Origin of the sequence: Nostoc sp. 106C, from assembly GCF_002154725.1 — a bacterium.
Taxonomy (GTDB): domain Bacteria; phylum Cyanobacteriota; class Cyanobacteriia; order Cyanobacteriales; family Nostocaceae; genus Aulosira.
The window spans coordinates 1-23,138 of the sequence record NZ_MTAW01000137.1; the positions used below are offsets into that span (position 1 = coordinate 1).

The window sequence follows — 23,138 nt, forward strand, 5'->3', positions numbered from 1 at the left end:
TATTGCAAATACCACGATGGGTAATCATTACACCTTTGGGCTGTCCTGTAGAACCGGAGGTATAAATTATATAAGCGAGGTTGTCTGGAGTGACTTCGCTGTTGAGGTTTTCTGGCCTCTGCTGGGCAATTGCATCCCAATCTGCATCTAAGCTAATAATTCGTGCTTTGTGGGCAAGCAGAGATTCAACCAAACGTTCCTGAGTTAGTAACACAGGCACTTGGGAGTCTTCTAGCATGAACGCTAAGCGCTCTTTCGGGTAGCTGGGGTCGAGGGGAAGGTAAGCACCGCCTGCTTTTAGGACACCTAATATCCCGACTATCATATCTATGGAACGCTCTACACAAATACCTACTAGTACCTCTGGACCTACGCCTAGAGTCTTTAAGTAATGCGCGAGTTGATTAGCACGGACATTTAACTCTTGGTAAGTGAGGATTCTTTGAAAATGCTGACTTTCTAGGTCCTCAAACACTATTGCTATAGAATCAGGCGACTGCTCCACATGAACTTCAAATAGCTGGTGGACAGATGCATCTTGAAAGTAACTGAGCATTGGATTGCGCCTTCCCTGAAAATTGAATAAGCGATGAATGATGCACTCTGAAATTTATCAAGTTGCTTGCCTTGACTGAAGCATTTGCTCGTTCTGGTTAAGTTTTACTTAAAGCCCGCATTCCAACCTCTGAACTATCGCACCAGGGATTTTCCACTACCGATTTTTTTGGTATAAAAATTTTCATAGAAATACCAAAACCGATTGTGATAGCAGACTTTAAATAAGAATACGATTTAACTATTGCTTGCCTCTTGTTTAATCTGTCGCACAGTCCATTTAGTATAAAAACCTAAATAATTCACACTAAGAAGACAACATAATATATGCGACAATGTGAAAAATTTTGAATTGTGAATAATTATCTGAACTTGTATATAGTATTCCCACCAAATTTATAAATCTAACAGGTAGATTATCTATTAATGCGAGTTTTTGGTGTTTTCAAAATACGCAAAATTGCTGCTATAGCCTTATAAAAGTAAGGTGCAGGTATCTAATTAATGTTTTAAATAATTTGTTTATATACGAGCTTTAATTTTTGTAACCTATAGATTCTAATGACAAAAAATAAGTAGAAAGCCTGTTGTCATTCTCATTAATAATTTAGAATAATTATGTATCATTACGGACATACAACAAAGGTTATTAAGTTTTCCTGCAAACGTGGTAATTTTCAATTATAATCTACTTTAATATTAATTAATGCGATCAGTTAGCAGAAGAACCATAAATTATCTAGAGTTTATTACTCCCGAAGCAATTGCGATCGCAGTCCTCAATCAATCCTTTTTTGAAGGAGCCTACGTGTTTCGGCTCGCAAACAGTTAATAGGTGTCTGCATCTGGCTTGGAGACAAATTTACCCTCAGCTATTTCGCTAACAAAAACAGGACTTATGCATAAGAATTCTTTATGGAGGTAGAGGTTTGAAGATGTTAGGGTTTTGAACACCTACACCTCTTACCCAAACCATTGATTTTTCGTTGAATAGTGTAAGCCCTAAAAAATTGTTTTTTTCAGTGGATGTAGTGGATGTAGGTTGGGTTGAGGAACGAAACCCAACACTTCAAAGTCTCGTAATTGTTGGGTTTCACTCAGTTCAAACGCCACTTCACTCAAGTCGGGAAACCCACCCACGTGAGTGGCTCCCCAACCTACGCATCTGTCTCATTTTTTCCTGGAATTGGTATAAGCCCTAAAAAATTGTTTTTTCAGTTCTGCTGCTGGATGGGAATCTCAATGATGAATTCAGCTCCTTGTCCTGGTGCAGAGTTGCACTTCAGTTGACCTCGGTGCTTTTCAACAATAGTTTGATAGCAAATCGACAATCCTAGACCCGTACCAGAACCAATTGGTTTAGTTGTAAAAAAAGGATCGAACACTCGAGAACGTACTTCTTCTTTCATACCAGGGCCATTGTCTGTGATGTGTATCGCAACGCGGTCAAGATCTAACCGTTGGGTACGAATATGAATAGCTGGCGAATTGATGATTGAGTTGGAAGCTTTTCCATTGTTTTGCTCTAAAGAGCATAGAACATTACTATCTCCATACTGTTGTTCGATGGCATCGATAGCGTTTGTCAGAATATTGATAAATACTTGATTCAGCTGCCCAGGATAGCACTCAACTTCTGGGAGTTGAATGTAGTCTTTATAAATTTCAATTCTCGGTCGTCCTGCTTTTTCTTTCAAGCGATGCTGCAAAATTAGCAATGTACTGTCAATGCCTTCATGAATATCTACATCTTTAATTTCCGCTTCATCCAGGCGGGAGAAGTTACGTAGTGACAGCACAATCTCACGGATGCGATTGGCCCCCATTTTCATTGATTCTAGAGTTTTTGGTAGATCTTCTTTCAAGAATTCTAGGTCAATGGCTTCTTGTCTATCAATAATTTCCGATACAGGATCGGGATAGTTTTGTTCGTAGTCTTCCACTAGCTGTAGCAAATCTTGAAGATATCTACTTGTATGAACAAGGTTGCCATTAATAAAGTTAATTGGGTTGTTAATTTCGTGAGCTACTCCAGCTACAAGTTGTCCCAAACTTGACATTTTTTCTGTTTGAATTAGTTGAGTTTGGGTTTGCTGTAATTGTTGCAAAGCTTGTTGTAAATGCTGATTTTTTTCCTGAATTTCCAGCGTTCTTGACTTGACTTTTTGTTCAAGATTTCTGCTGTAATCTTCTAAGCTTTCTTTTGCTTCTTTGAGTTTTCCGTTAGCTGATTCTAGATTGGCATATAGTAGAGCATTTTTCAGAGAGATTGCCATTTGAGAAGAAAGCAGTCCTAAAACTTCGAGTCTTTGGGAAGTAAAGGCATCGGTGGTGAGATTGTTTTCTAAGTAAAGAATGCCAATTAATTGACATTGATTAACTAGAGGAATACATAAAATCGACTTTGGCTTATATTTAGCAATATAAGGGTCTTTAGTAAATTTTCCTTCTTGAACGGCATGATTTAAGACAATATTTTCCTTCGTTCGGATCACATAATTAATTAAAGAGAGTGGTAAGTAAGCAGCTGTAGTTGCTACAGGAATAGACGAGCATAGAGTGAATTCATCTTGCTCGACGGAACCCTTAGCCTCAATTAATAACTGTCCTTCTTTTTCTAAAAGCAAGTAACTCGTTTGAGCGCCTGCATTTTCCATGACAATTTTTAGTAACTTTTCTAGCAAGCGACTCAGGACGATTTCCCCAGTTAGGGCTTGTGATGCTTTGATAAAGGTAGTGAAATCTAGGATACTAGAAGCAATTCCACTAGTCGAGTTTGTCGTCTGAGTTAAATCTCTATCTGAAGTTTCTCGTTTATGAATTTGAGAGAAAACTTCTGGATAGCTTGATTCTAAATCTTTAACTTTTGCTGTTGCTCCCCAGCGGATATAGGTATAGTAAGCCTCAATTAAATAAGTTTGAGCTACTTTCTCGCGACCAAGTGAAAAGTAAAACTCTGCTGCTAGTTCGTTGGCTAAGGCTTCATCTTGAATGTATCCGTGCTCCTTAGCTTTGGCGATCGCGCGATCGTAAAGCTCCATTGCTGCAACGATTTGTCCTAAGACTCGCGCTTTTTCGGCTTCTACAAGTTCGTACTTGTGCTGGAAGTTGCAAGGAGCGCGCAAGGCCCATTGCTGCATCTTTTGCTGATGTTCTTCCACTAGAGCTAAGTACTGTTGTTTTTCGCTAGTTTTCGCTTGAGAATACAAACCGAGAAGAGCCAAGGAATAGAAGAAGGTATAGTTACCAAAAATTATCACCCACCCACCAACAGGCGTAATGTAGCCTGCTGCCATTTTCGCGCTGGCAACTGCTTGAGCAAAGTCTTTAAATAGATACAGTAAAATTAATTTAGCATTGTAGGTAGTAAACAATAAAATAGGATTGTTTGCTGCTAAAAATGCAGGTAAGCTTTGCGATTCATCAAAACTTTCACCAGTTAGTTGGTATTTATCCTGGACTTTTCCTAATAAGTTTAAGGTAAGTTGTCGCACAATTTTAATGTAGTCAATACAATATTCTTGCTTTAGCTTGAGCAAGAAATTGAAGTATTGTGTTTGCTGCTGCTGAACCTTATCCAGCTGCTCTCCTACCCAAAATAAATTGGTGCAGTAGTTCATTGCACAATAGCTAGAAAATTCAATATCGCCTGTTTCTAGTCCGCTGTGTGCTCCCTCGATAAATGGTTTGAGAGTTGTTTTAACATGCTCTTTCCAAGGGCGGATAAAGAGATTGACGAGGTTATATACTTTGCATTTGAGTTCTCTAGCATTAAATTTATCTAACAGTTCTAATGCCAATTGACCGGAAAGATATCCCGTCTCCGTCTCCCCCTTGACCGTACACAAAAGCATCCCATACAAAGCATAGGCAAAAGCCGCTAGCCCTGAATAACCTTGTTCAATACAGAAATTAATCTGAGTCAATATAATAAGTGGCAAGATCTCAGGTCTAGCAAAGGTAGAACTGGCCGAAACAGTTATTAGGAGCCGCAAGATTGCCAGTTTGTGAGGATCGCTCATGATGAGAAGATTATCTAAATTCTCAATTTGAGGCAACTCAAAAACCCAATCCACATCATTCGGGACAGATGTTAAAGAAACTCCCAGCATTTCGAGTGCAGAAAGTCCCGTATCCATTGCTGCACTCATCTGGCTTTGAGCAAAATAAAATTGGATTTGCAATTCATACACCTTTACTTTATCGAGTAGGTTAGTCGCATTTTGCAATGTGACTTCAGTTAAGGCGGCTGACTGCTGAAAGTTGGTGTTTAAGTACTCTGCTTCTGCTGCTTCTACATAGAGGTTGAGCGTGAGATCGTAGTGAGTTTGCCAACTATCAGGTGCTAGCAGTCCCAATCCAATTCTTAAGTATCTCACCGCTGGTTCATAAGCAGTTGCGGCCTTAGCTTTGCGGCCTGCAATTAAATTTAGGCGAGCTAGATCGTCTTTTTGGATGCGTTCGCTAATCAGTTCTACTCCAATATTGAGTTGGTTAACAATGTCAAATATATTTTCTTCAATTTTTTCGGACGGAGTATTTTTTAGCAGCAATTGACCAACTTTGAGATGAGTTTCTTTTTTCTGCTCCTCAGGAATCAGGGAATAGGCAGCTTGCTGTACTCGGTCGTGTAAAAATTTATAGGAAATGATTAGTGCTTCACGGTCTGCGGTTAGTTGTTCAAAGTTATCAAAGATTTGTGACTCGTCATCGGTAGCTAAAGGAATTTTATAAGCATTGCTGAGGGGTAAAATTAAACCTGATTGCAGCGCACTCCAAAGTTCTGTAGCTGTTTTTGGCTGAGATCTCTCGTGGACAATTGCCAGAACATCTAAATTGAAAGAGTTACCAATACAAGCCGCTAATTTTAGAACTTCCTGCGTTGCGGGCGGCAATTTTTGAATATTTCTAGCAACAAGTTCGACAACATTATAATCGGTGATGCCAATGGTTTGAATTTTAGCAATGTCCCACTGCCAAGTGTCAGATTTAAAGTTAAAGGTTAATAGCTTGTCTTGGTGCAAGGTTTGGAGTAACTGAGTTAAGAAGAAGGGATTACCTTGGGTTTTATTGAACAGTAGTTCGGCAAAAGGTTGCGATTTTTCGCTTTCTTTGAGGGTATCGGCTACTATTTGGCAAACGTGGTCAACGTCTAAAGCTTGTAGAGCGATCGCATTAACCGTTGCACCCGTTTTTTTAATTTCCTCCAAAGTTACCATTAAGGGATGGGTAGGGCTGACTTCGTTATCTCGATAAGCTCCAATTAGCAACAGATGTTTGCTATCTGGGTCTGTCATCATCAGCTGAATTAATTTTAGAGACGCTGAATCTGACCACTGTAAATCATCCAAAAACAAAACCAGCGGGTGTATGGGTTGGGCGAAGACTTGAATAAACTTTTGAAAGGCCCGATTGAAGCGGTTTTGAGATTCGGTTGGCCCTAATTGCGGAATATCGGGTTGTTGACCAATTATGAGTTCAACTTCGGGGATAACTTCAACGATCGCCTGAGCGTTAGCACCTAAAGCCTCTAAAAGTTTTTGGTTCCAAACAGCTATACTTTCTTGACTTTCTGTGAGCAGCTGACGAATTAAATCTTGAAACGCGTTAACAACGGCACTATAAGGAATATTTCGTTTAAATTGATCGAACTTGCCAGCAATAAAATAACCGCGGGCTTTGACAATCGGTTTATGAACTTCATTGACTAAAGCCGACTTACCAATTCCTGAGTAACCTGCCACAAGCATCATTTCCGTTGCGCCGGAACTGGCTGGTTCCTCCGTGACAGTGGCGACGCGAACGAAAGCCTCGATGAGTGTGGCAACTTCAGCTTCCCGTCCGTAAAGTTTTTGTGGAATTTGTAGTTGACCAGAACGGTCTTGTTCGCCCAAAAGGAAGTTTTCAATCTGGCCTGTAACTTGCAGCTGTACAAGACAATTTTCTAAATCAGCTTGCAAACCGAGAGCGCTTTGGTATCTATCTTCTGCCGTCTTTGCCAATAACTTCAGAATAATATTAGAAATAGTTACAGGAATTTTAGGGTTAAGTTCGCTAGGGGGTAAGGGTTGTTTAGCAATGTGACAATGAACCAACTCCATTGGGTCAGTTGTTGCAAAAGGTAGCTTACCTGTGAGGATTTCATAAAAAGTAACGCCCAAGGAGTAGAAATCTGTACGATAGTCTATGGAACGATTCATGCGCCCGGTTTGTTCCGGAGACATATAAGCAAGCGTCCCTTGGATAAATTTGGCATTGCTGAAGCTAGGATTCTCTTTTGATAAGCGCGAAGCAATACTAAAGTCAGTAATTTTGACTTGCAAAGATTCTGGATTGATAATAATATTTTGGCTTTTAATATCTTTATGGATAATCTGATTTTGGTGTAACTCAAACAAAGTATTTGCTAATTGAATGGCAATTTTGAGAAAGGAAATAATATCGATAGGATTGCGATCGATAAATTGCTTGATAGATTGACCGCCAAAATCTTCCAAGACTAGAATCAGACTGTTGCGATAGTTCTCTAGTCCGTAAGTTTGCACGATTCCGGCTATTTTTAGCCGCTTTGAGATATCGTATTCGTGACGGAGTTGGCTAATTTCCTCTAAGGTAGGACAGTCAGCACGGAGCGTTTTGAGAATAACTGGTTTCTGATCTTTTTCTCTTAGTGTCCGGTAAATAACGGTTCTCGAATCCTCATAAACTGTTTCTCTAACTTTGTATTCCAAAAGAGTAGTCATAATTTTTCTTGCTTAACTCTCGTAACGGACACATTAAAAGGGAATAACCGACATTTTTAACTGTAATAACTCAGCCCAGTTGGGGATTACTTCGCCTAGCGGTAGTCTCCAGCGATGCGATCGCAATTCTCATAACCTCTTATTAACTTAATATTCCCAAGACAATAGCTCAATATAGAGGATTAATGAAAACTATAAATACTTATGCTAGCCGCTTCTGTCAGTTAACAAATTATGACCCTCATTAATATAGGAATCAGGTTTAATTTTTGAAAAAAGCTAAGGGAAAATACAGAGTGAAATAAAAAATTAATTAAAATGAGGATGATTTAGCATTTACAAACCGCGAGATTAACCGATTTCTTTAGCAGGTGTACGCAAGCAACTGATGAAATAATTTAAGTGTTACTGTAGCTGAAATTACTGGCTCTACCGTACTTGTTATGCTAAATTAACAGTTTGCAAGCGGGAACAAGCAACAGGGAACAAGAAAGAACAGAGATGGAGGTAGACCTAAAACTCGTCCATTTTGAAACCTGGAGTAGTGCGGGCCGGAAAGCCCGCTATGAAGAGCAGGGAGCAAGATGCTCCCACTACTTTTAAAACTATGGTTCTTAAAATAGATGTGGTTTAGCTTCGCAAAAATCAAATACGAGTCCTATCTTTATAAATATTATTATGTCGCGCTCAAACAAAAAGCCAAATGGATGTGGATGCTCAAATATTCCAATCTCTATAATTATAGTTATCTTAGGAGGTACTTATTGGTGGTTCAGTCAGAAAGGAAATTTGGAAATTAGCAACCTTTTACATAAGAATCAGCTAACAAATCTTCCTTTTTTAAATCCTGCTCCCACTCCCTCTATATCAAGCAATTCAAATCGCGATCCAAATCATAAAAAGCAAGCTTCACTTAAAACAGTAACACCTCAAAAAGCTTTATTACCTCAAAGTGCTTGGGAGAAAAAAGTAATTAGAGGAATTTATTTAAGTCGCTATCAAGTGACTAATAATACTGATGAAAAAACGATTCGTGAGCGAGTGCGTTACTATCATTCTCAAGGAATCAATACAATTATTCATGGTGTTTGGGGTAATGGTTGTACTATGTACAATAGCGACGTGATGCAGCAAACGCTAGGGTATAGAAGTTGCCCAAACCAGTTTCAAGAGCGATGGTTAGATTGGTTGATTGATGAGGCGCATAAACAGGGAATGCAAGTTCACGCTTATTTTGAAAAAGGAATTAAGATAGATAAAAATAGTCCGATTTATGATTTAGCAATTTCTCGGAAATGGATTGTTCCTGGGGTCGACAAAACATACGTAGGCATTGATCATTATGTCCTTGATGTCCAGATTCCTGAGGTTGCTAATTTATTTAAAAATATCTTAGTAGAGTTCGTCCAAAAATATCCGAAGATTAATGCAGTTCAATGGGATGATTATCTAGGTTATTATGCGGAATTACCTGGTAAAATTGACCGCACTGCTAACTTAACTAATTTTTTACAGCAAATGATCGCTGCGATGAAACAAGCTAACTCGAACGTTAGTTTTGATATTTGTCATCATAATCCTTATTGGGCTAAACGATATTTCGCAGCTGATTGGCAGAATTGGCATGTGGATCGAGTGTTTATTCAAGCTTATAATGAAGCTAACTTCAAAGAAGAAGCAAATTATGCTCAAAATTATGCTGGAATTGCCATTAGCGATCGACAATTACATCGCTTAAAAGAATTAGTCGATAATCAGGCAATCAAGAGTATTTTAGTTTTCCCTCTCTCTGGAAAACCAGAAGAAACAGCTTCTAGTTTAAAAAGTTTGACACAAAGCAACAACTAATCTAATTTATAATTCGTAATTACGTAAGCCAGGCAGAATTTAGGTTTCTATAATCTCCTCTTTTTAGAGCCTATTTATAAAGTAAATATTACGTAGGAGAGGCAAAAAGCGGTGTAGATGTTCCTCTCCACTGCTCTGAGTTCTCGCTTTATTTATTGCCGTTGTGTTACGGCTATGCAAGGATTTGAAAGTTTGAGAAAGTCAGGATTAGCCACAAAAACTCGAATCTGGTGGCATTGCCTACCCTAAAGATACTTTTAAATTTGCATTTCTTGCAGGTATTGATAACCTCTATTTTTTAAAATATCTCAGGTTATAACGGTCTTGATATTTAGCAATATACTCGACATTTTGCCGTTCTAATGTTGACAGTAATTTATTAGGAAATTTCTTTGGTGAATATTGAGGTTGATACCAAGATTGATTATTAAAGTAATCTTGTAAGCCTTGAGTATCAAACTGACGACCATGAATGGCAAATACCCAATTTCGCATAATATCTAGTTCAAAACCGTCTTTACCTTGCAAATCTGTATCTGTCACAAGTCTTTGAGAAAGCCAAGAATAATCGTTTGCTGTGGCGTTATTAATTGGGGTTGTGTATGTATTTATAGACGATGAAAATGTAGGAGTTGCGATCGCTTGAGGTTTTGAAGTAGGTTGTTGTATGAGAGATGGTGAAATAGTTGGTGACTCGGTAATTTGAGATGTAACAGTTGACGATGTTGGTGTTGGTGTTGGTGTTGGTGTTGGTGTTGTTTGTGCTATCGGTTGTGAAGGTTTTGGCAACACCTGACTAATAATTACAGATGCACCAATTAACCCGCCTGCTATTAAACCGCCAATGACAAAACCGTTGCGACTACTACCTTCATTACGCGACTGGGTAGTTACAGGAATAGTTGGCAGTGGTGGTACAGAGACTACAGGCAGTTGATAAATGACTGGTTGCGTCGGCGGAATCGGATTTGCTATGCTCTGCAAAGCATCCAGCATTGCTCTAGCTGTGGGATAGCGATCGCGGGGATGATAGGCGATCGCACTATCAATTATTTCTGCCATCCTTGGGCTAATATGGCTAGCATATTGTCGCCAGATAATTTCCGCCGTGTGGGGGTCTGTTTCTATTTGCTGAGGCTGTCTCCCAGTCAGCAAATAAATTGCCGTCATGCCTAAGCTATATAAATCACTCGAATAAACTGGTCTACCTGCGGCTTGTTCGCTAGGCATAAATCCCGGTGTACCAATCACAATCGAGCTGGTAGGATTACCTTGAGAATTTACTACCGTTCCCATTGATTCGCGCACCGCACCAAAATCAATTAGTATAGGTTTGCCGTCACGATGACGCAAAATAATGTTATCTGGTTTAATGTCGCGGTGAACTATATACTTGCCGTGAACATATTCTAAGACAGGTAACAAATTTACCAATAATTCTTGCACAGCAATTTCACTAAATAATCCTTGCTGTTGCACTTTTGCTGTTAAAGTATCGCCTTCAACCCATTCTTGAACTAGATAAAATTGCCCTGCTGCTTCAAAGTAAGCATACAAAGTCGGAATTTGGTCAGTTCCGCCGCCGAGTGTTTCTAAAATCGCCGCTTCCCGTTGAAACCGTTCTTTTACCAATTGGTAAATCTGGGGATTATTTTGAATCGGTCTTAGCTGTTTCACCACACAACGGCGCTTTGAGGGCATATAAGTATCCTCTGCCAGAAAGGTTTCACCAAACCCACCAGCACCTAATGTGCGGATAACTTGATAGCGATCGTTCAACAGGTTGATTGTCATATAAATTACAAGCAATACTTGACTTGCGGCTGACTCTAGAAGATACGCTGACTCTTCTTATGGGGACTTTTCCAATTTATATTAGTTTCTCGCACTCTGAAAACTGTATGTTCGTACAGGCGTAATAATAGTCGCTTTTATTACTCGTAGGGTGGACATCGCCCACCGTAAGCCCATTTACCGTTGAGAATGCCAAAGGCGATATTGCGATCCTAAACGAGGCCCAGATGCCCGACTTTTACAAAAAGTCGGGCATCTTATTTGACGCGATCGCACTTTTGACTGTTGTCAGTATGAGTTATACAGCTTCTCAATTAATTGCACTACAATCGGGACTTCTCTCGGCTTGCGGGGAGGGGTTAGGAGCGGGATAATTTTACCCTTGAACCTTAACTCTTCTAAAAAAATACACCCCACAGCCTAGCTGTAGAGTGTATTTTCGATTAATTATCCTTTGCAGATGTAAGTTTCCTGAACAATTAACTAGCCAACAACTGATAGCTGCTTTTGAAAGAAAGCTTCCAAAACTCTTTCTGCTATTTGACGACTAGTTAAACCTAATTCCGCCTTAGATTCATCTGGTGTACCATGATCGACTAAGATATCTGGCACACCAATACGCTTAACTGGGACTACAACATCGGCATCAAGTAAAGCTTCGGCTACCGCAGAACCAAAGCCACCCATGACGCAGCCTTCTTCTAGGGTGACAACGCGCCCAATTTTCTTAGCTAAAGGCAAAATCAACTCTGTATCTAGGGGTTTAGCGAATCGGGCATTGATGACGGTGGCTTCAATACCGTGTTCGCTGAGAATTTCCGCAGCTTGCATACTTGGGTAAACCATTGTGCCATAGCCAACGATTAACACATCATCGCCAGTGCGGAGAATTTCGCCTTTGCCGATTTCTAAAGGTTCCCAGCCTTCTTCCATCAGTGGTACACCATGACCGTTACCACGAGGGAAGCGCATCGCGATCGCTCCTTTGGTATAGTTAACACCAGTAACGATCATGCGTTGTAGTTCGGCTTCGTCTTTAGGAGCCATCAACACCATGTTAGGAATGCAACGCAAATAAGCGATGTCATACATACCTTGATGGGTAGGGCCGTCAGCACCCACAATTCCCGCCCGGTCTAGGCAGAAGAACACTGGCAGGTTTTGAATGCAGACATCGTGAATTATCTGGTCGTAAGCACGTTGTAGGAAGGTAGAGTAGATAGCAGCCACGGGACGCATACCTTCACTAGCCAATCCAGCTGCTAGGGTAACAGCGTGCTGTTCGGCAATACCTACATCAATATATTGATTGGGTAGTTTTGCTTGGAGTTTATCTAAACCTGTTCCTGTTGCCATCGCCGCAGTAATCCCAACAATTTTGGGGTTTTGTTCAGCGAGTTTGACTAAAGTGTGGGCAAAGACTTTAGCATAGGCTGGGGGTTTGGGTTTGTTAGAAGGAATAGCTTTGCCAGTTGTGAGATTGAAGGGATTTTGGGCGTGGTAGCCTACTTGGTCTTGTTCGGCAATTTCATAACCTTTGCCTTTGACTGTTGCCACATGCACCAAAACTGGCCCTGGTATTTGATGTGCTTGTTGAAAAGTAGCAATTAATTCTTCTAAATTATGCCCATCTACTGGCCCTATATAGGTAAAGCCCAGTTCTTCAAAAACTGCACCAACTTTGGGAACCGCTAGACGCTTCATCCCTTCTTTGATGCGCGCAAGTTCGGGCGACAAGGATTCACCGACAAAAGGAATGTGCTTGAATTGTTCCTCCAAATTATCTTTGAAAAACTGCACCGGTGGACTGAGGCGCATTTTGTTGAGATAGCGAGGAATTGCACCCACATTTGGAGAGATGGACATCTCGTTGTCGTTGAGAACAACCAGCAGGTTAGTTTTGGGTAAGTGTCCCGCATGGTTGATGGCTTCTAAAGCCATACCCCCAGTTAATGCCCCATCACCAATGACGGCGACGGCTTTAAATTTTTCTCCCTTCAAATCGCGGGCTAAAGCTATACCCAAAGCTGCGGAAATACTGGTGGAAGCGTGTCCGGCACCAAAGTGATCGAACTTGCTTTCACACCGCTTGAGATATCCAGCAATTCCATCTTTTTGCCTAAGGGTGTGGAAGTTGCTATAGCGACCTGTAATTAGTTTATGGGGATAAGCTTGGTGTCCTACATCCCAAATAACTTTATCCCGATCTAAGTCCAGTGTCTGGTAAAGCCCTAAAGTTAACTCTACAACACCCAAACCTGGCCCCAGGTGTCCCCCACTTGCTGCTACCGTTTGTAGGTGCTTATCTCGGATTTGACGGGCAATTTGTTGCAGTTGCCGAATCGATAAACCGTGCAATTGGTTGGGATGGGTGATTTCGCTCAGATGCATATTATAGGGTTTTCCTCTCTAATCTCTACTTCTGAATATTCTCTGATTTTCCCACGGTAATGTTGCTTACAGAACCATACTTGCAATAAGTTGCATTCTTAAAGTTTAATTGGGCATGTTTTACTACTATTTCCTTAAGGAAAATTAGGGTTGGCTTGTCTCTATTTAATTTAACAAAATGTAATAAATTTTGCTTTGAAGAATTGGTAAAATCGCCAAATTTTATGAGTGACCTTACCGTAAAATTACTCGCTTTTACCGCTTTACAAAAGTATCAATTTAAGTGAAAATAAATCACCAGATAGACAGATCTTTTCCTATCAATTATTTTTTATCTATAGGAATCGGGTTTGATTGTTTCAAAAATCACCTACTTTTTAAGTTTAATTGTAGGGTAAGCACTGCCCACCCCACTGAGAATCGCTAAAAATTAGATTAATTTTCTTCCTTTTAATTCATGGAAGTTAAAAGAAATTTTTATATTTAATATTCTTTAGTAAAACGGGTAAATAAAGATGCGAGACTTGGTTAAAACTCTAACTGTGGCAACAGGGGTAGCTTTAAATATCTCACTGACAGCAGCTTTTCCTGCTCAAGCTGTGACATTGAATTTTAGCTGGAATGGTGATGGAGGTTATTCAGCTACAGGTTCTTTTAGTTATGACGAGAATACAGCCCCAGCAAGTTTTTCCGAAAGTGGTTTTGGGGCAACAAAATTTTTGCGATCGCTTAGTATTAATTTTTTCAATCCTCTAAATAATCTTGTTGCCGCTTATGATAACGTTGTCAATGGCAACTCAACTGCTCAATATTTCAAGTTCAACTTCAACACAGTTACACAAAAAATCTTTGGCTTAATAGATTTAGGTGGAGAAGTTGCAGGTGACACTTATTTGTCAGGAACAGTTAATACTAATCTCTCACTATATCAAGTGCCTCAATCTGGTCCTGATTTCATCATAGATAAGAATTCAGGAGATATTGCTGTGACAACGGTACCTGAGGCAAGTCCTATTTTAGGAGTTTTAGCCTTGAGTGCGGTAGGAATCACTTACCGCATCAAGCGGCAGCTCAAGCATTAATATCTTTGCACATTTGGCACTATTTTTGTTCTGTTACAGAATAAATGCACCTACACCATTACTTCTATGGTGATTGTGGGCTATCTGGAACCTTGGGAACTTCTGGTGTATCGGGTTGTTTCTGTTGTCGTTGCAAATATTTACTCAATATATCAGCCATATCGCCACGAGTCATAGGACGTAATGGGAAAATATTGCCTTGAGCATCTGTAGTGACAAATCCTTCGGAAATTACTGTGGCGATCGCTTGTTTAGCCCAAGATGGAATAGATGCTGCATCTGGATGGGAAGCCAGAATTTCCTTGACAGTTTCATCGGGAAACTGAAATACACCATAAGCTTGAGCAAAAATTGCTAAGGCTTCTGCTTTTGTTACCTTTTGATTAGGGAAAAACAAATTACCTCGATAGCCTTTCATAATATCAGTTTTTAAGGCTATTTGAATATCATTAAATGCCCAATGAGAAGAGGGTACATCTGGAGTTGCTACATTCTCTTTACTAACAGCCTGCCGTTTATCCAGTCGAAATACTTTTACCATAATCGCAGCTAATTCGGCACGATTAATTAATCTTTCTGGATAAAAATTGCCATCCGGAGAGTTTGTCATCCATTTAGCATTAACTACTTGTTGAATTGCTTCTGATTGCTCGCTAGAAGCGGCTTGTGCTACTTGTAATAGATGAATTGCAGGTAAGTTTTGTAGCAAAACTACTAAGGATAAAGTACCGATAAGCTGACGCATAATTATAACCAATTACAGCCGCAAATGTGATGAAAAATAACGTCACCAATGTTAAATCTATTTTTGTTAACACTGATTGTTCCATGACGAATTCACATCTAACAATGTTGCGTAGGTAAATATTATATCGTCATTTGTCATTTGTCATTTGTCGTTTGTCAACAGTCAAGGGTCATTCCTTCTCCTGCTTCCCTTGTCCCCTTCACCTCGTTATCCCACGTTATCGCGGCAAGTAAAGCGCAAAATGTATGTAACTTTGGGTTATGTTCATTTTAGATAAGTTTTATGGAGCATTTTTGGGAATGACCGTAGCAGCAGACCCCGTGAAGTTGATGAAGCAAGAAGTTGGCAAAGCCGCCGCCGCATTAGTCAAATCAGGTTCGATTGTCGGTTTGGGTACGGGTTCAACCACGGCGTACACAATTCAGTTTCTCGGAGAACGCCTCCAGTCTGGTGAACTCAAAGATATCGTTGGTGTTCCTACTTCCTTTCAGTCCGAAGTACTAGCAAAGCAATACGGCGTTCCTCTCACCACCTTGGACGCTATTGACCACATTGATATTGCGATTGATGGGGCTGATGAAGTCGATCCCCAGAAAAATTTGATTAAAGGCGGTGGTGCAGCCCATACCCGCGAAAAAGTAGTAGATTACTTGGCAAATCAGTTCATCATCGTGGTGGATAGCGGGAAGTTAGTAGATCGTTTGGGTTCTACTTTTGCTGTGCCGGTGGAAGTTATCCCAATGGCCATTACTCCTGTCACTGATGCCATCAAAAAACTTGGTGGCAAACCTGAACTCCGTATGGGTGTGAAAAAAGCTGGGCCAGTAATCACCGACCAAGGTAACTTCGTTTTAGATGTGAGATTTGACTCTATTGACGACCCAGTAAACCTAGAAAAAACCCTGAATAACATTCCTGGTGTTCTGGAAAATGGTATTTTCGTCAACTGTGTAGATTTAGTCTTAGTTGGCGAAGTTAAAGATGGTCAACCAGTGGTAAGGCAATTTTAGATCAACGGCTAGGGATTGGGGGATGAGGGGAGAGATAACTTCCCACACTCCTCTTCCTCCCACACTTTCCAATCCCCAATCCTACACCTTAACAGCTTCAATAATACTCAATGGCGAGGAGGTGGGAATTATTCGGGTTAGTTGAAAACCAGCAGCTTGTAGCAGCGCCCGATATTCCTCTTCTGTGCGTTCTCGACCACCAGCCATCACTAGCATATTCAAATCCAGCAGCTTACCGAATGATGGTTCGTTACCAGGGGTAATCACTATTTCAAATAAAAGTAGTTTACTATGCTGTGGCATAGCTTGATGACAATTCTTCAGGATAGTCGTAGCTTTTTCTTCATCCCAGTCATGGATGATGTGCTTAAGAAGATAAGCATCGCCGCCCACTGGTACTGACTCAAAAAAGCTCCCCGAAAGAACTGTAACGCGATCTGCAATATCTTCGGTTTGCAGGCGCAGTTTTGTATCTTCGATGACTTGGGGCAAATCGAAGACAATTCCCTTCAGCTTTGGATTAGCTTTGAGAATTTGACTAATTAAACTGCCCTGTCCACCTCCGATATCTACAATGTTCTGAAACTCTGAGAAATCATAGCTAGAGAGAATTGCTGCTACCACAACAGCAGTCAAATTCGTCATTGCTCGATCAAAAGCGTTGCTTTCTTCAGGATGTTGGGCGTAATATTCCCAAACATTCATTCCGGCGGCGTTATCAAAAGCAATTCCACCTGTTTTGAGGCTATGTAGCAGATTATTCCAACCTATAGAGTGATCTGTTCCTAATTCAGAAATTGCAAAAAAGCGCAATGAACCAGGAACATCTGTCTGCAATGTTGCAGCCAAAGGTGTCAAGGAAAAATTATGATTGTCGTCTTCGGCAAATATCCCAACGCTGGCAAGGGCACGTAGTAATCTGTAAAGTGATGGCGGATGAGTTTCGGTAATTGCAGCTAATTCTTCAGCAGTTTTGGGACTGTCTAGAAGGTAGTCGGCGATACCAAGTTTAGCAACTGCATAGATAGCCTTTGATATCCAAAAACCAGAAAGCATTTGCAGCATGGCGATAGGTGCGGGCACTTCACTATTGGGAGCGTCAGTAGATTGAGTCATATACAGATCCTTACTTATAGTTTCTTGAGGCTTGAAATTAAAACGCGGCGGGAGGCAGGCTTGATTTTTGTCTATTCGTAAAGAAGTTATGCGAAAGTATTTTCAGCGTTATGGATATTTAGTTGAACAAAATTGACTAATTTTGTTTACAATTTTTCAAGAGCTAGTTGCATATCAGCATTTTGCCACGCTGCTGTAAACTTAGTCTGAACTTGTTGAGCCTCAGCAGTTTTATTTAATGCTTGCAAACTTGCTTGCAAGCCTAATAAAGAACGCCCATGCAGGGGATATTTTTGCAAATCTGCACGAAATACTTTTTCTGCTGCTGCATAATCACCCTTCGCTAACAGCACACCACCTAATGCTTCCCGTGCGGGAATGTACCAATCTGGTGGTTCCATATAGTTCAGGGCGTCTTCCTGAGCTACTGCTGTTTTTAGTAATTTAATCGCAGATTCATAGTCCTGCTTGGCTTTAGCAATTTTAGCGTCTAACAAATTGCTGGCAATATCTAAAATCCTACTAGCAGGACTCATGCCGATAGTTGCAGTAGCAGGAATGGTATTTTGAGCTTTTAGCAGTGCAGCGCGATCGCTTGTTGCATCTTCAATTTTACCTTTGGCGGCGTTAGCCATACCATGAGCAAAATACCACAGCGCTTTAGTAGTAACTAATTTGTCATCGGGAGCCGGAGATTTAAGTATATTATCCCAGTCACTAAAGCGCACCTGAACCAGGATTTTAGTGCCGAGGTAGCCTTCAATCATTGGTGATTCCGAGACAAAAGGAGTTGCATTGGTAACTAATTTATCTGCTGCTTGGATAGCATCCTGATACCTACCTGCCATAGCTGCGGCTACAGCCAAGAAATGCACATTGTGACTATAGTACATCAGGGGATAAAAACCCTGTACGTGACTTTTTTGGATATAAGCTTCATCTTGAGCGATCGCTAGCGCATTTGACCGCATCGCCCCAGCATAATCTCCCACACGGAAATAGATATGGGAAGGCATATGTACCAAGTGTCCGGCTGCTGGAACTAAAGTTTCTAGCCGCTTGGCACTTTGGAGGGCGCGTTCTGGACTCAGCGAGGCTTCCACCGCATGGATATAGTAGTGATTGGCTCCTGGATGGTTCGGCTCACGTTGAAGTACCGATTCTAAAACACCTACAATCTCTTCAGTATCTTCCAGGGGTTTGCCATCTTTAGACCAGAGTTGCCAAGGGTGCAGATCCATCAAACTTTCGGCGTATAGTGTCTTTGCATCTAAGTCTTGGGGATAATGCTTGACTAAATCTGCCATTGCGTTTTTGTAATCCATCGCCAGCTTGTACAAATATGCGTGGGAATCGTTAGAGTAGCGCTTTGCTAGGGCGTTAATGTATTCCTGTTCCTGTTTTGATGCATGGCTAGACAATGCCACAGCTTGCTGGATTGCTTCATAAGCTGCTAGTTCGCGATCGCTGTCTACATCCAGGTTAATATTAGGCCCAAGAGCCAGAGCCATACCCCAATATGCCATCGCTAATTGCGGATCGAGTTCCGCCGCATATTTAAAAGAACGCGCCGCCTCATCGTGATTAAAAGCGTAAATCAAATTTAATCCTTGATCGAAAAACATTTGCGCTTGAGGATTCTTGGTAGAAACTTGATGGTGATGCGTTCCCAGTCCAGAAATTAAAGTATATGGCTGTTGTGCTTGAGCTATAGCCTCGCTAGGAAAAACTAAGCTCAATATAAGTACCCACAGTAAAAATAAGTATTTCATTGTCTAAATTCCCATTTATCAAGCTTTTTTCTTATTAATTTCCAGATGCCACAATTTTTCTAAGGTGGCTACTTTTCTTTTTAGAGCAGTAGCGCGATATTTTTTATAAGTATTAAATGCTACAAATAAAACAACATGAATAATAATGATATCAAACCAAATAAAAGTATTAATATATACAGAATCTTTACTAGTTTGTTCTACATGAATAGAGTCATTTATTAAGTAATTGTGATAACTGTCTGGCATGAGTACCTCTAGAGATTTAAATATATGTTCTATTCAAAGACTTCATAGGGAATCTTATAGTTTTCTGATTGCAGCAGCTAGATTTTCAGTTGATTTTACGGAAATCTTTTTTAGTGGACTTAATATCACATCTTTTCAAGGGTTTCACCTGACAGCAGTTTCCAGGTTATTGAACCACATATCCAAAGTAGAGGCACGGCACCAGTAAGATTATTGTATGTACAGGAAGATTGTGGATGCCCATACGTGTCAACTTAACGTGAAACCCTTGTTAAAACGTGATTTTGTATTCACTCACCTACCATTACGATCCTCGTCACCCCACCCCAGTTTTGTCTAAAGCCAAAACTTCCCCTCCCCGCAGGCGGAGAGAAGTTGCGTGCGGGGGTTCCCCCCCGTTGAGCAAACTTCGGGGGAGGGGATTAAGGGGTGGGGTAAAACGTATGTGGGATAAGCGTTTGAGCTTAAGTTGACACCAATGGTGGATGCCGTGCCCCTACTACTACCGCATGGTCTATATACTTGAAAAACGCTCTAAGTGGATACCAATGATGGTTATCTGCCCTAGCGTGTGGTTTATTTATCCGAAAATTGCTGTAAATTGGCAACTAATCTAAAATCTATTAATGCTATACAGAAGATTTGGACGCACAGAATTACAGATGCCGGTGTTTTCCTGCGGCGGGATGAGATACCAGTTCAAATGGCAGGATGTTTCTCCAGGGGAGATTGCCAAAGATAACCAGGAAAATCTCGAAGCAACTATTCAACGGGCAATTGAGTTGGGCATCAATCATATTGAGACTGCCCGTGGTTATGGAACATCGGAAATGCAATTGGGGCGAATATTACCCAAAATTCCGCGCGAAAAGTTGATTGTGCAGACTAAAGTTGGCCCTGTTGCAGATGCCAAAGAATTTCGCAAGACATTTGAGCGATCGCTCAAATATCTCCAACTAGATTACGTTGATTTATTGGGATTGCATGGTATTAATCATGACGAATCTTTGGAATACAGTATCCGTCCGGGTGGCTGTTTAGAAGCGGCACAGCAGTTACAAGCTGAGGGCAAAGTCAGATTTATCGGTTTCTCCACCCACGGATCTGCTGATTTAATTGTGCAAGCAATTAATACTAACCAATTTGATTATGTGAACCTGCATTGGTACTACATTAATCAATGGAATTGGGCAGCGATTGAAGCTGCAACAAGCCACGATATGGGAGTGTTTATCATTAGCCCATCTGATAAAGGCGGGATGCTGTATAAACCACCGCAAAAATTAGTCAATCTGTGTGCGCCTTTGAATCCGATGGTGTTTAACGATTTATTTTGCCTCAGTCAGCCACAGGTACATACCCTGAGTTTGGGAGCAGCAAAACCCCAAGATTTTAACGAACACCTGAAAACCTTAGACTTGCTCGATAACGCAGCAGAAATTTTACCGCCAATTTTGGCACGCTTGGAATCAGAAGCGATCGCCACTTTGGGAGAAGACTGGGTGAAAACCTGGCAAGTTAATTTACCCAGCTATGAACAAACACCTGGCGAAGTGAATATGCGAGTGATTTTGTGGTTGTGGAATTTAGCGATCGCCTACGACATGATAGACTACGCCAAAATGCGCTACAACCTTCTAGGCAATGCTAGTCACTGGTTTCCTGGTAATAAAGCCGACCGAATCAATGAACTAGACTTACGCTCATGTCTTGCTCATAGTCCCCAAGCAAACAAAATCCCCCAAATTCTGACAAAAGCACATCAGCTGTTGGGGGATGAAGCGGTTAAACGTTTATCTCAGAGTTAGATGGGGGAGGAGAGCAAGGGAGCAGGGCAGGGCTGTTTCATTACCTAAAATGGTTAAAATTGCAAGGGTCAAAGAGATTAAAATTTAGAGCAAGCAGACAATTTTGGGCAAAATTTTTATGCCTTAATACCTAAATTAACCTGAGTTCGGGATAAGAAATCCTCAAACCCCTTGATTTTTCGTTGTCTGGTCTGAAACTTTGTTTTCATATATTTTCAATAAGGCATGTTGTTGATATTAATCTCATTTGTGAACCTTATTGACGAAACGATTCCACTTTAATCACTTCTTTTACCACTTAGAATTTTGCTCAATCTATACACAATAAGCTTTTTAGCTTCTGGCTTAACCCGAACTCAGGTTAAATTATGTTGTTTTTCTTTGCGCCTACCCTACCCTTCGGGAACGACTTCGTCGAACGGGAAGCCACTTCGTGTCTATGCGCCTTTGCGTGAGAATCTCCTCTTGACAAATCTCATACAGCAACGAATGAAACAGCCCTGGGGAGCAGGGGGAGTCTTTATTGCCTTCTTGCCCTATGCCCCATGCCCCATAACTAAAATTCCGTTGCATCTGTTGATTTATCAGTCTTAGGTGGAATTACCAGTACTTTATCAACCCGGTTACCATCCATATCCATCACTTCAATCCGCATTCCCTGCCATTCAAAATGATCTGCTGCTGCTGGGATGCGGCCTAAATGAGTGATGACAAACCCGCCCAAGGTTTGATAGCTACCTCGTTCCTCGGATTGCCACTCTTCCATATCAAAAATTTCTAAAAACTCTTCTACAGGTAACATGCCATCTAAAAGCCAGGAACCATCTTCCCGTTGTACGGCTTGTGGTTGGTCTTGTCCGGGACCAGCCGGAACATCACCAACAATTTCACTCATAATATCGTTGAGAGTTACTAATCCTTGAATCACACCGTATTCATCAACTACCAACGCCATGTGGGTAATAGTTTGCTTAAATAACTCCAAAACTTTTAAGCCACGGGTACTTTCTGGGACAAATACAGGTTGTCGCAATCCTACTGTCAAATCTAGAGATTCACCTTTAAAACTTCTGGCTAATAAGTCTGTTACGGGAATTACACCCAGCACATTATCTAGTCCTTCTTGACAAACTGGATACCGGGAATAGGCACTTTCAACCATTTTCTGGCGGTTTTCTTCTACGGTGTCGTCCAAGTCCAGCCAAACAATATCTGGACGAGGTGTCATAAAGGAACTGACCGGGCGATCGCCTAAGCGAAATACTCGCTCTACCATATCCTGTTCGGCTTCCTCAAAGGTTCCCGCTTCCGTACCTTGCTCAATTAAAATTTTAATTTCTTCTTCAGTAACTTGTGGCTCGGCAGAGGGGGTAATTCCTAACACCCGCAACACCATTTCTGTAGAAGCACTTAAAAGATAAACGGCTGGAGAAGCGATCGCAGCTAAGGCTCGCATCGGTATCGCAACAAACGCGGCAATGCCTTCCGGGTTGTTTAATGCCAAGCGTTTCGGTACTAATTCACCAACAATTAGCGATAAATAGGTAATAATCAACACTACTATTCCAAAAGAGAACGGTTGACTATAAGGTGCTAAAAATGGGATTAACTTCACATAAACTGCTAATTTCGCGGCAATAGTCGCTCCGCCAAAAGCACCAGTCAAAATACCAATCAGGGTAATGCCAATCTGAATCGTAGAAAAAAACTGATTGGGAGACTCCGCAAGTTTCAATGCTACCCGTGCTTTAACGTCTCCTTGATTAGCCATCTGTTGTAATCTGACTTTCCGTGCCGAGACAATCGCCATCTCGGACATAGAAAACACACCATTGGCAATAATTAGTACCAAAATGATTAAAATTTCAAAAGTCATGGAGGACATGTTTAGAATTGCCGCTATCAAGAGCGAACTTAGCTTAACTCTTAGTATCTAGTATTAAAGGTGCATCCATAAACGCTTTAATTGTACATAAAGTCATTGTGATAGTTCATTGGCCATTAGTCATTGGTTATTGGTAA

At 40.9% G+C, this 23,138-nt stretch carries 15 protein-coding genes; 5 read left to right on the top strand and 10 right to left on the bottom strand.

Annotation, left to right across the window (positions count from 1 at the left end; translation table 11 throughout):
• The coding region (locus BV375_RS21010; RefSeq protein WP_143842152.1) for an AMP-binding protein at positions 1 to 556 on the bottom strand (556 nt) is incomplete at its 3' end.
• 705 nt (positions 557 to 1,261) lie between these two features.
• On the opposite strand from BV375_RS21010, the gene BV375_RS38795 reads away from it, so the two are divergent.
• Positions 1,262 to 1,387 carry a hypothetical protein gene (locus BV375_RS38795; RefSeq protein WP_279432948.1) on the top strand — a complete coding sequence of 42 codons (126 nt, stop codon included), beginning with the start codon at positions 1,262 to 1,264 and terminating at the stop codon, positions 1,385 to 1,387.
• Positions 1,388 to 1,557: 170 nt separating this feature from the next.
• Here BV375_RS38795 and BV375_RS37040 read toward each other — a convergent pair whose 3' ends face one another.
• Positions 1,558 to 1,695: a hypothetical protein gene (locus BV375_RS37040; RefSeq protein ID WP_166507491.1), complete on the bottom strand. Its 138-nt coding sequence runs from the start codon at positions 1,693 to 1,695 to the stop codon at positions 1,558 to 1,560.
• Between the two features lie 74 nt (positions 1,696 to 1,769).
• Positions 1,770 to 7,298 carry an ATP-binding sensor histidine kinase gene (locus BV375_RS21015; protein ID WP_086763893.1) on the bottom strand — a complete coding sequence of 1,843 codons (5,529 nt, stop codon included), beginning with the start codon at positions 7,296 to 7,298 and terminating at the stop codon, positions 1,770 to 1,772.
• 678 nt (positions 7,299 to 7,976) lie between these two features.
• Here BV375_RS21015 and BV375_RS21020 point away from each other — a divergent pair.
• Positions 7,977 to 9,146, top strand: a complete 1,170-nt coding sequence (locus BV375_RS21020) for a family 10 glycosylhydrolase (RefSeq protein WP_086763895.1) — start codon at positions 7,977 to 7,979, stop codon at positions 9,144 to 9,146.
• A gap of 291 nt (positions 9,147 to 9,437) precedes the next feature.
• Here BV375_RS21020 and BV375_RS21025 read toward each other — a convergent pair whose 3' ends face one another.
• On the bottom strand, positions 9,438 to 10,940 hold the full coding sequence (locus tag BV375_RS21025; protein WP_086763897.1) for a YARHG domain-containing protein: 1,503 nt from the start codon (positions 10,938 to 10,940) through the stop codon (positions 9,438 to 9,440).
• Positions 10,941 to 11,423: 483 nt separating this feature from the next.
• Positions 11,424 to 13,331, bottom strand: coding sequence for a 1-deoxy-D-xylulose-5-phosphate synthase (gene dxs / locus BV375_RS21030; RefSeq protein WP_086763899.1), 1,908 nt, complete (start codon positions 13,329 to 13,331; stop codon positions 11,424 to 11,426).
• A gap of 515 nt (positions 13,332 to 13,846) precedes the next feature.
• Here dxs and BV375_RS21035 point away from each other — a divergent pair.
• Positions 13,847 to 14,413 (top strand): hypothetical protein, encoded by a 567-nt coding sequence (locus BV375_RS21035; RefSeq protein ID WP_166507492.1) that lies wholly within the window; start codon positions 13,847 to 13,849, stop codon positions 14,411 to 14,413.
• Between the two features lie 64 nt (positions 14,414 to 14,477).
• Here the strand turns inward: BV375_RS21035 and BV375_RS21040 are convergent, their stop codons facing one another.
• Positions 14,478 to 15,158 (bottom strand): S-layer homology domain-containing protein, encoded by a 681-nt coding sequence (locus BV375_RS21040; protein WP_086763901.1) that lies wholly within the window; start codon positions 15,156 to 15,158, stop codon positions 14,478 to 14,480.
• Between the two features lie 302 nt (positions 15,159 to 15,460).
• Between BV375_RS21040 and rpiA the strand changes: the two genes are divergently transcribed.
• On the top strand, positions 15,461 to 16,171 hold the full coding sequence (gene rpiA, locus BV375_RS21045) for a ribose-5-phosphate isomerase RpiA (protein ID WP_086763942.1): 711 nt from the start codon (positions 15,461 to 15,463) through the stop codon (positions 16,169 to 16,171).
• Between the two features lie 81 nt (positions 16,172 to 16,252).
• Here the strand turns inward: rpiA and BV375_RS21050 are convergent, their stop codons facing one another.
• The 3 genes from BV375_RS21050 to BV375_RS21060 all read right to left on the bottom strand — a co-directional run bounded on the left by BV375_RS21050 (position 16,253) and on the right by BV375_RS21060 (position 19,308).
• Positions 16,253 to 17,287: a methyltransferase gene (locus BV375_RS21050; protein WP_086763903.1), complete on the bottom strand. Its 1,035-nt coding sequence runs from the start codon at positions 17,285 to 17,287 to the stop codon at positions 16,253 to 16,255.
• 146 nt (positions 17,288 to 17,433) lie between these two features.
• Positions 17,434 to 19,059, bottom strand: a complete 1,626-nt coding sequence (locus tag BV375_RS21055) for a hypothetical protein (protein WP_086763905.1) — start codon at positions 19,057 to 19,059, stop codon at positions 17,434 to 17,436.
• Between the two features lie 18 nt (positions 19,060 to 19,077).
• Entirely contained in the window at positions 19,078 to 19,308 is a 231-nt protein-coding gene (locus BV375_RS21060) for a hypothetical protein (RefSeq protein WP_086763907.1), read from the bottom strand.
• A gap of 626 nt (positions 19,309 to 19,934) precedes the next feature.
• Between BV375_RS21060 and BV375_RS21065 the strand changes: the two genes are divergently transcribed.
• The gene (locus BV375_RS21065; protein ID WP_086763909.1) at positions 19,935 to 21,116 is read left to right on the top strand and encodes an aldo/keto reductase; all 1,182 of its coding nucleotides are present in this window, start codon (positions 19,935 to 19,937) and stop codon (positions 21,114 to 21,116) included.
• 556 nt (positions 21,117 to 21,672) lie between these two features.
• Here the strand turns inward: BV375_RS21065 and BV375_RS21070 are convergent.
• Complete coding sequence (locus BV375_RS21070; RefSeq protein ID WP_086763911.1) at positions 21,673 to 23,001, bottom strand: hemolysin family protein; 1,329 nt, start codon at positions 22,999 to 23,001, stop codon at positions 21,673 to 21,675.
• Positions 23,002 to 23,138 lie beyond the last annotated feature (137 nt).

Coding starts and splice junctions, on each gene's coding strand:
- BV375_RS21020 (WP_086763895.1), top strand. CDS start 7,977: ATGTCGCGCTCAAACAAAAAGCCAAATGGATGTGGATGCTCAAATATT.
- BV375_RS21055 (WP_086763905.1), bottom strand. CDS start 19,059: ATGAAATACTTATTTTTACTGTGGGTACTTATATTGAGCTTAGTTTTT.
- BV375_RS38795 (WP_279432948.1), top strand. CDS start 1,262: ATGCGATCAGTTAGCAGAAGAACCATAAATTATCTAGAGTTTATTACT.
- BV375_RS21065 (WP_086763909.1), top strand. CDS start 19,935: ATGCTATACAGAAGATTTGGACGCACAGAATTACAGATGCCGGTGTTT.
- BV375_RS21040 (WP_086763901.1), bottom strand. CDS start 15,158: ATGCGTCAGCTTATCGGTACTTTATCCTTAGTAGTTTTGCTACAAAAC.
- BV375_RS21015 (WP_086763893.1), bottom strand. CDS start 7,298: ATGACTACTCTTTTGGAATACAAAGTTAGAGAAACAGTTTATGAGGAT.
- BV375_RS21060 (WP_086763907.1), bottom strand. CDS start 19,308: ATGCCAGACAGTTATCACAATTACTTAATAAATGACTCTATTCATGTA.
- BV375_RS21050 (WP_086763903.1), bottom strand. CDS start 17,287: ATGACTCAATCTACTGACGCTCCCAATAGTGAAGTGCCCGCACCTATC.
- BV375_RS21070 (WP_086763911.1), bottom strand. CDS start 23,001: ATGTCCTCCATGACTTTTGAAATTTTAATCATTTTGGTACTAATTATT.
- dxs (WP_086763899.1), bottom strand. CDS start 13,331: ATGCATCTGAGCGAAATCACCCATCCCAACCAATTGCACGGTTTATCG.
- BV375_RS21035 (WP_166507492.1), top strand. CDS start 13,847: ATGCGAGACTTGGTTAAAACTCTAACTGTGGCAACAGGGGTAGCTTTA.
- rpiA (WP_086763942.1), top strand. CDS start 15,461: ATGACCGTAGCAGCAGACCCCGTGAAGTTGATGAAGCAAGAAGTTGGC.
- BV375_RS21025 (WP_086763897.1), bottom strand. CDS start 10,940: ATGACAATCAACCTGTTGAACGATCGCTATCAAGTTATCCGCACATTA.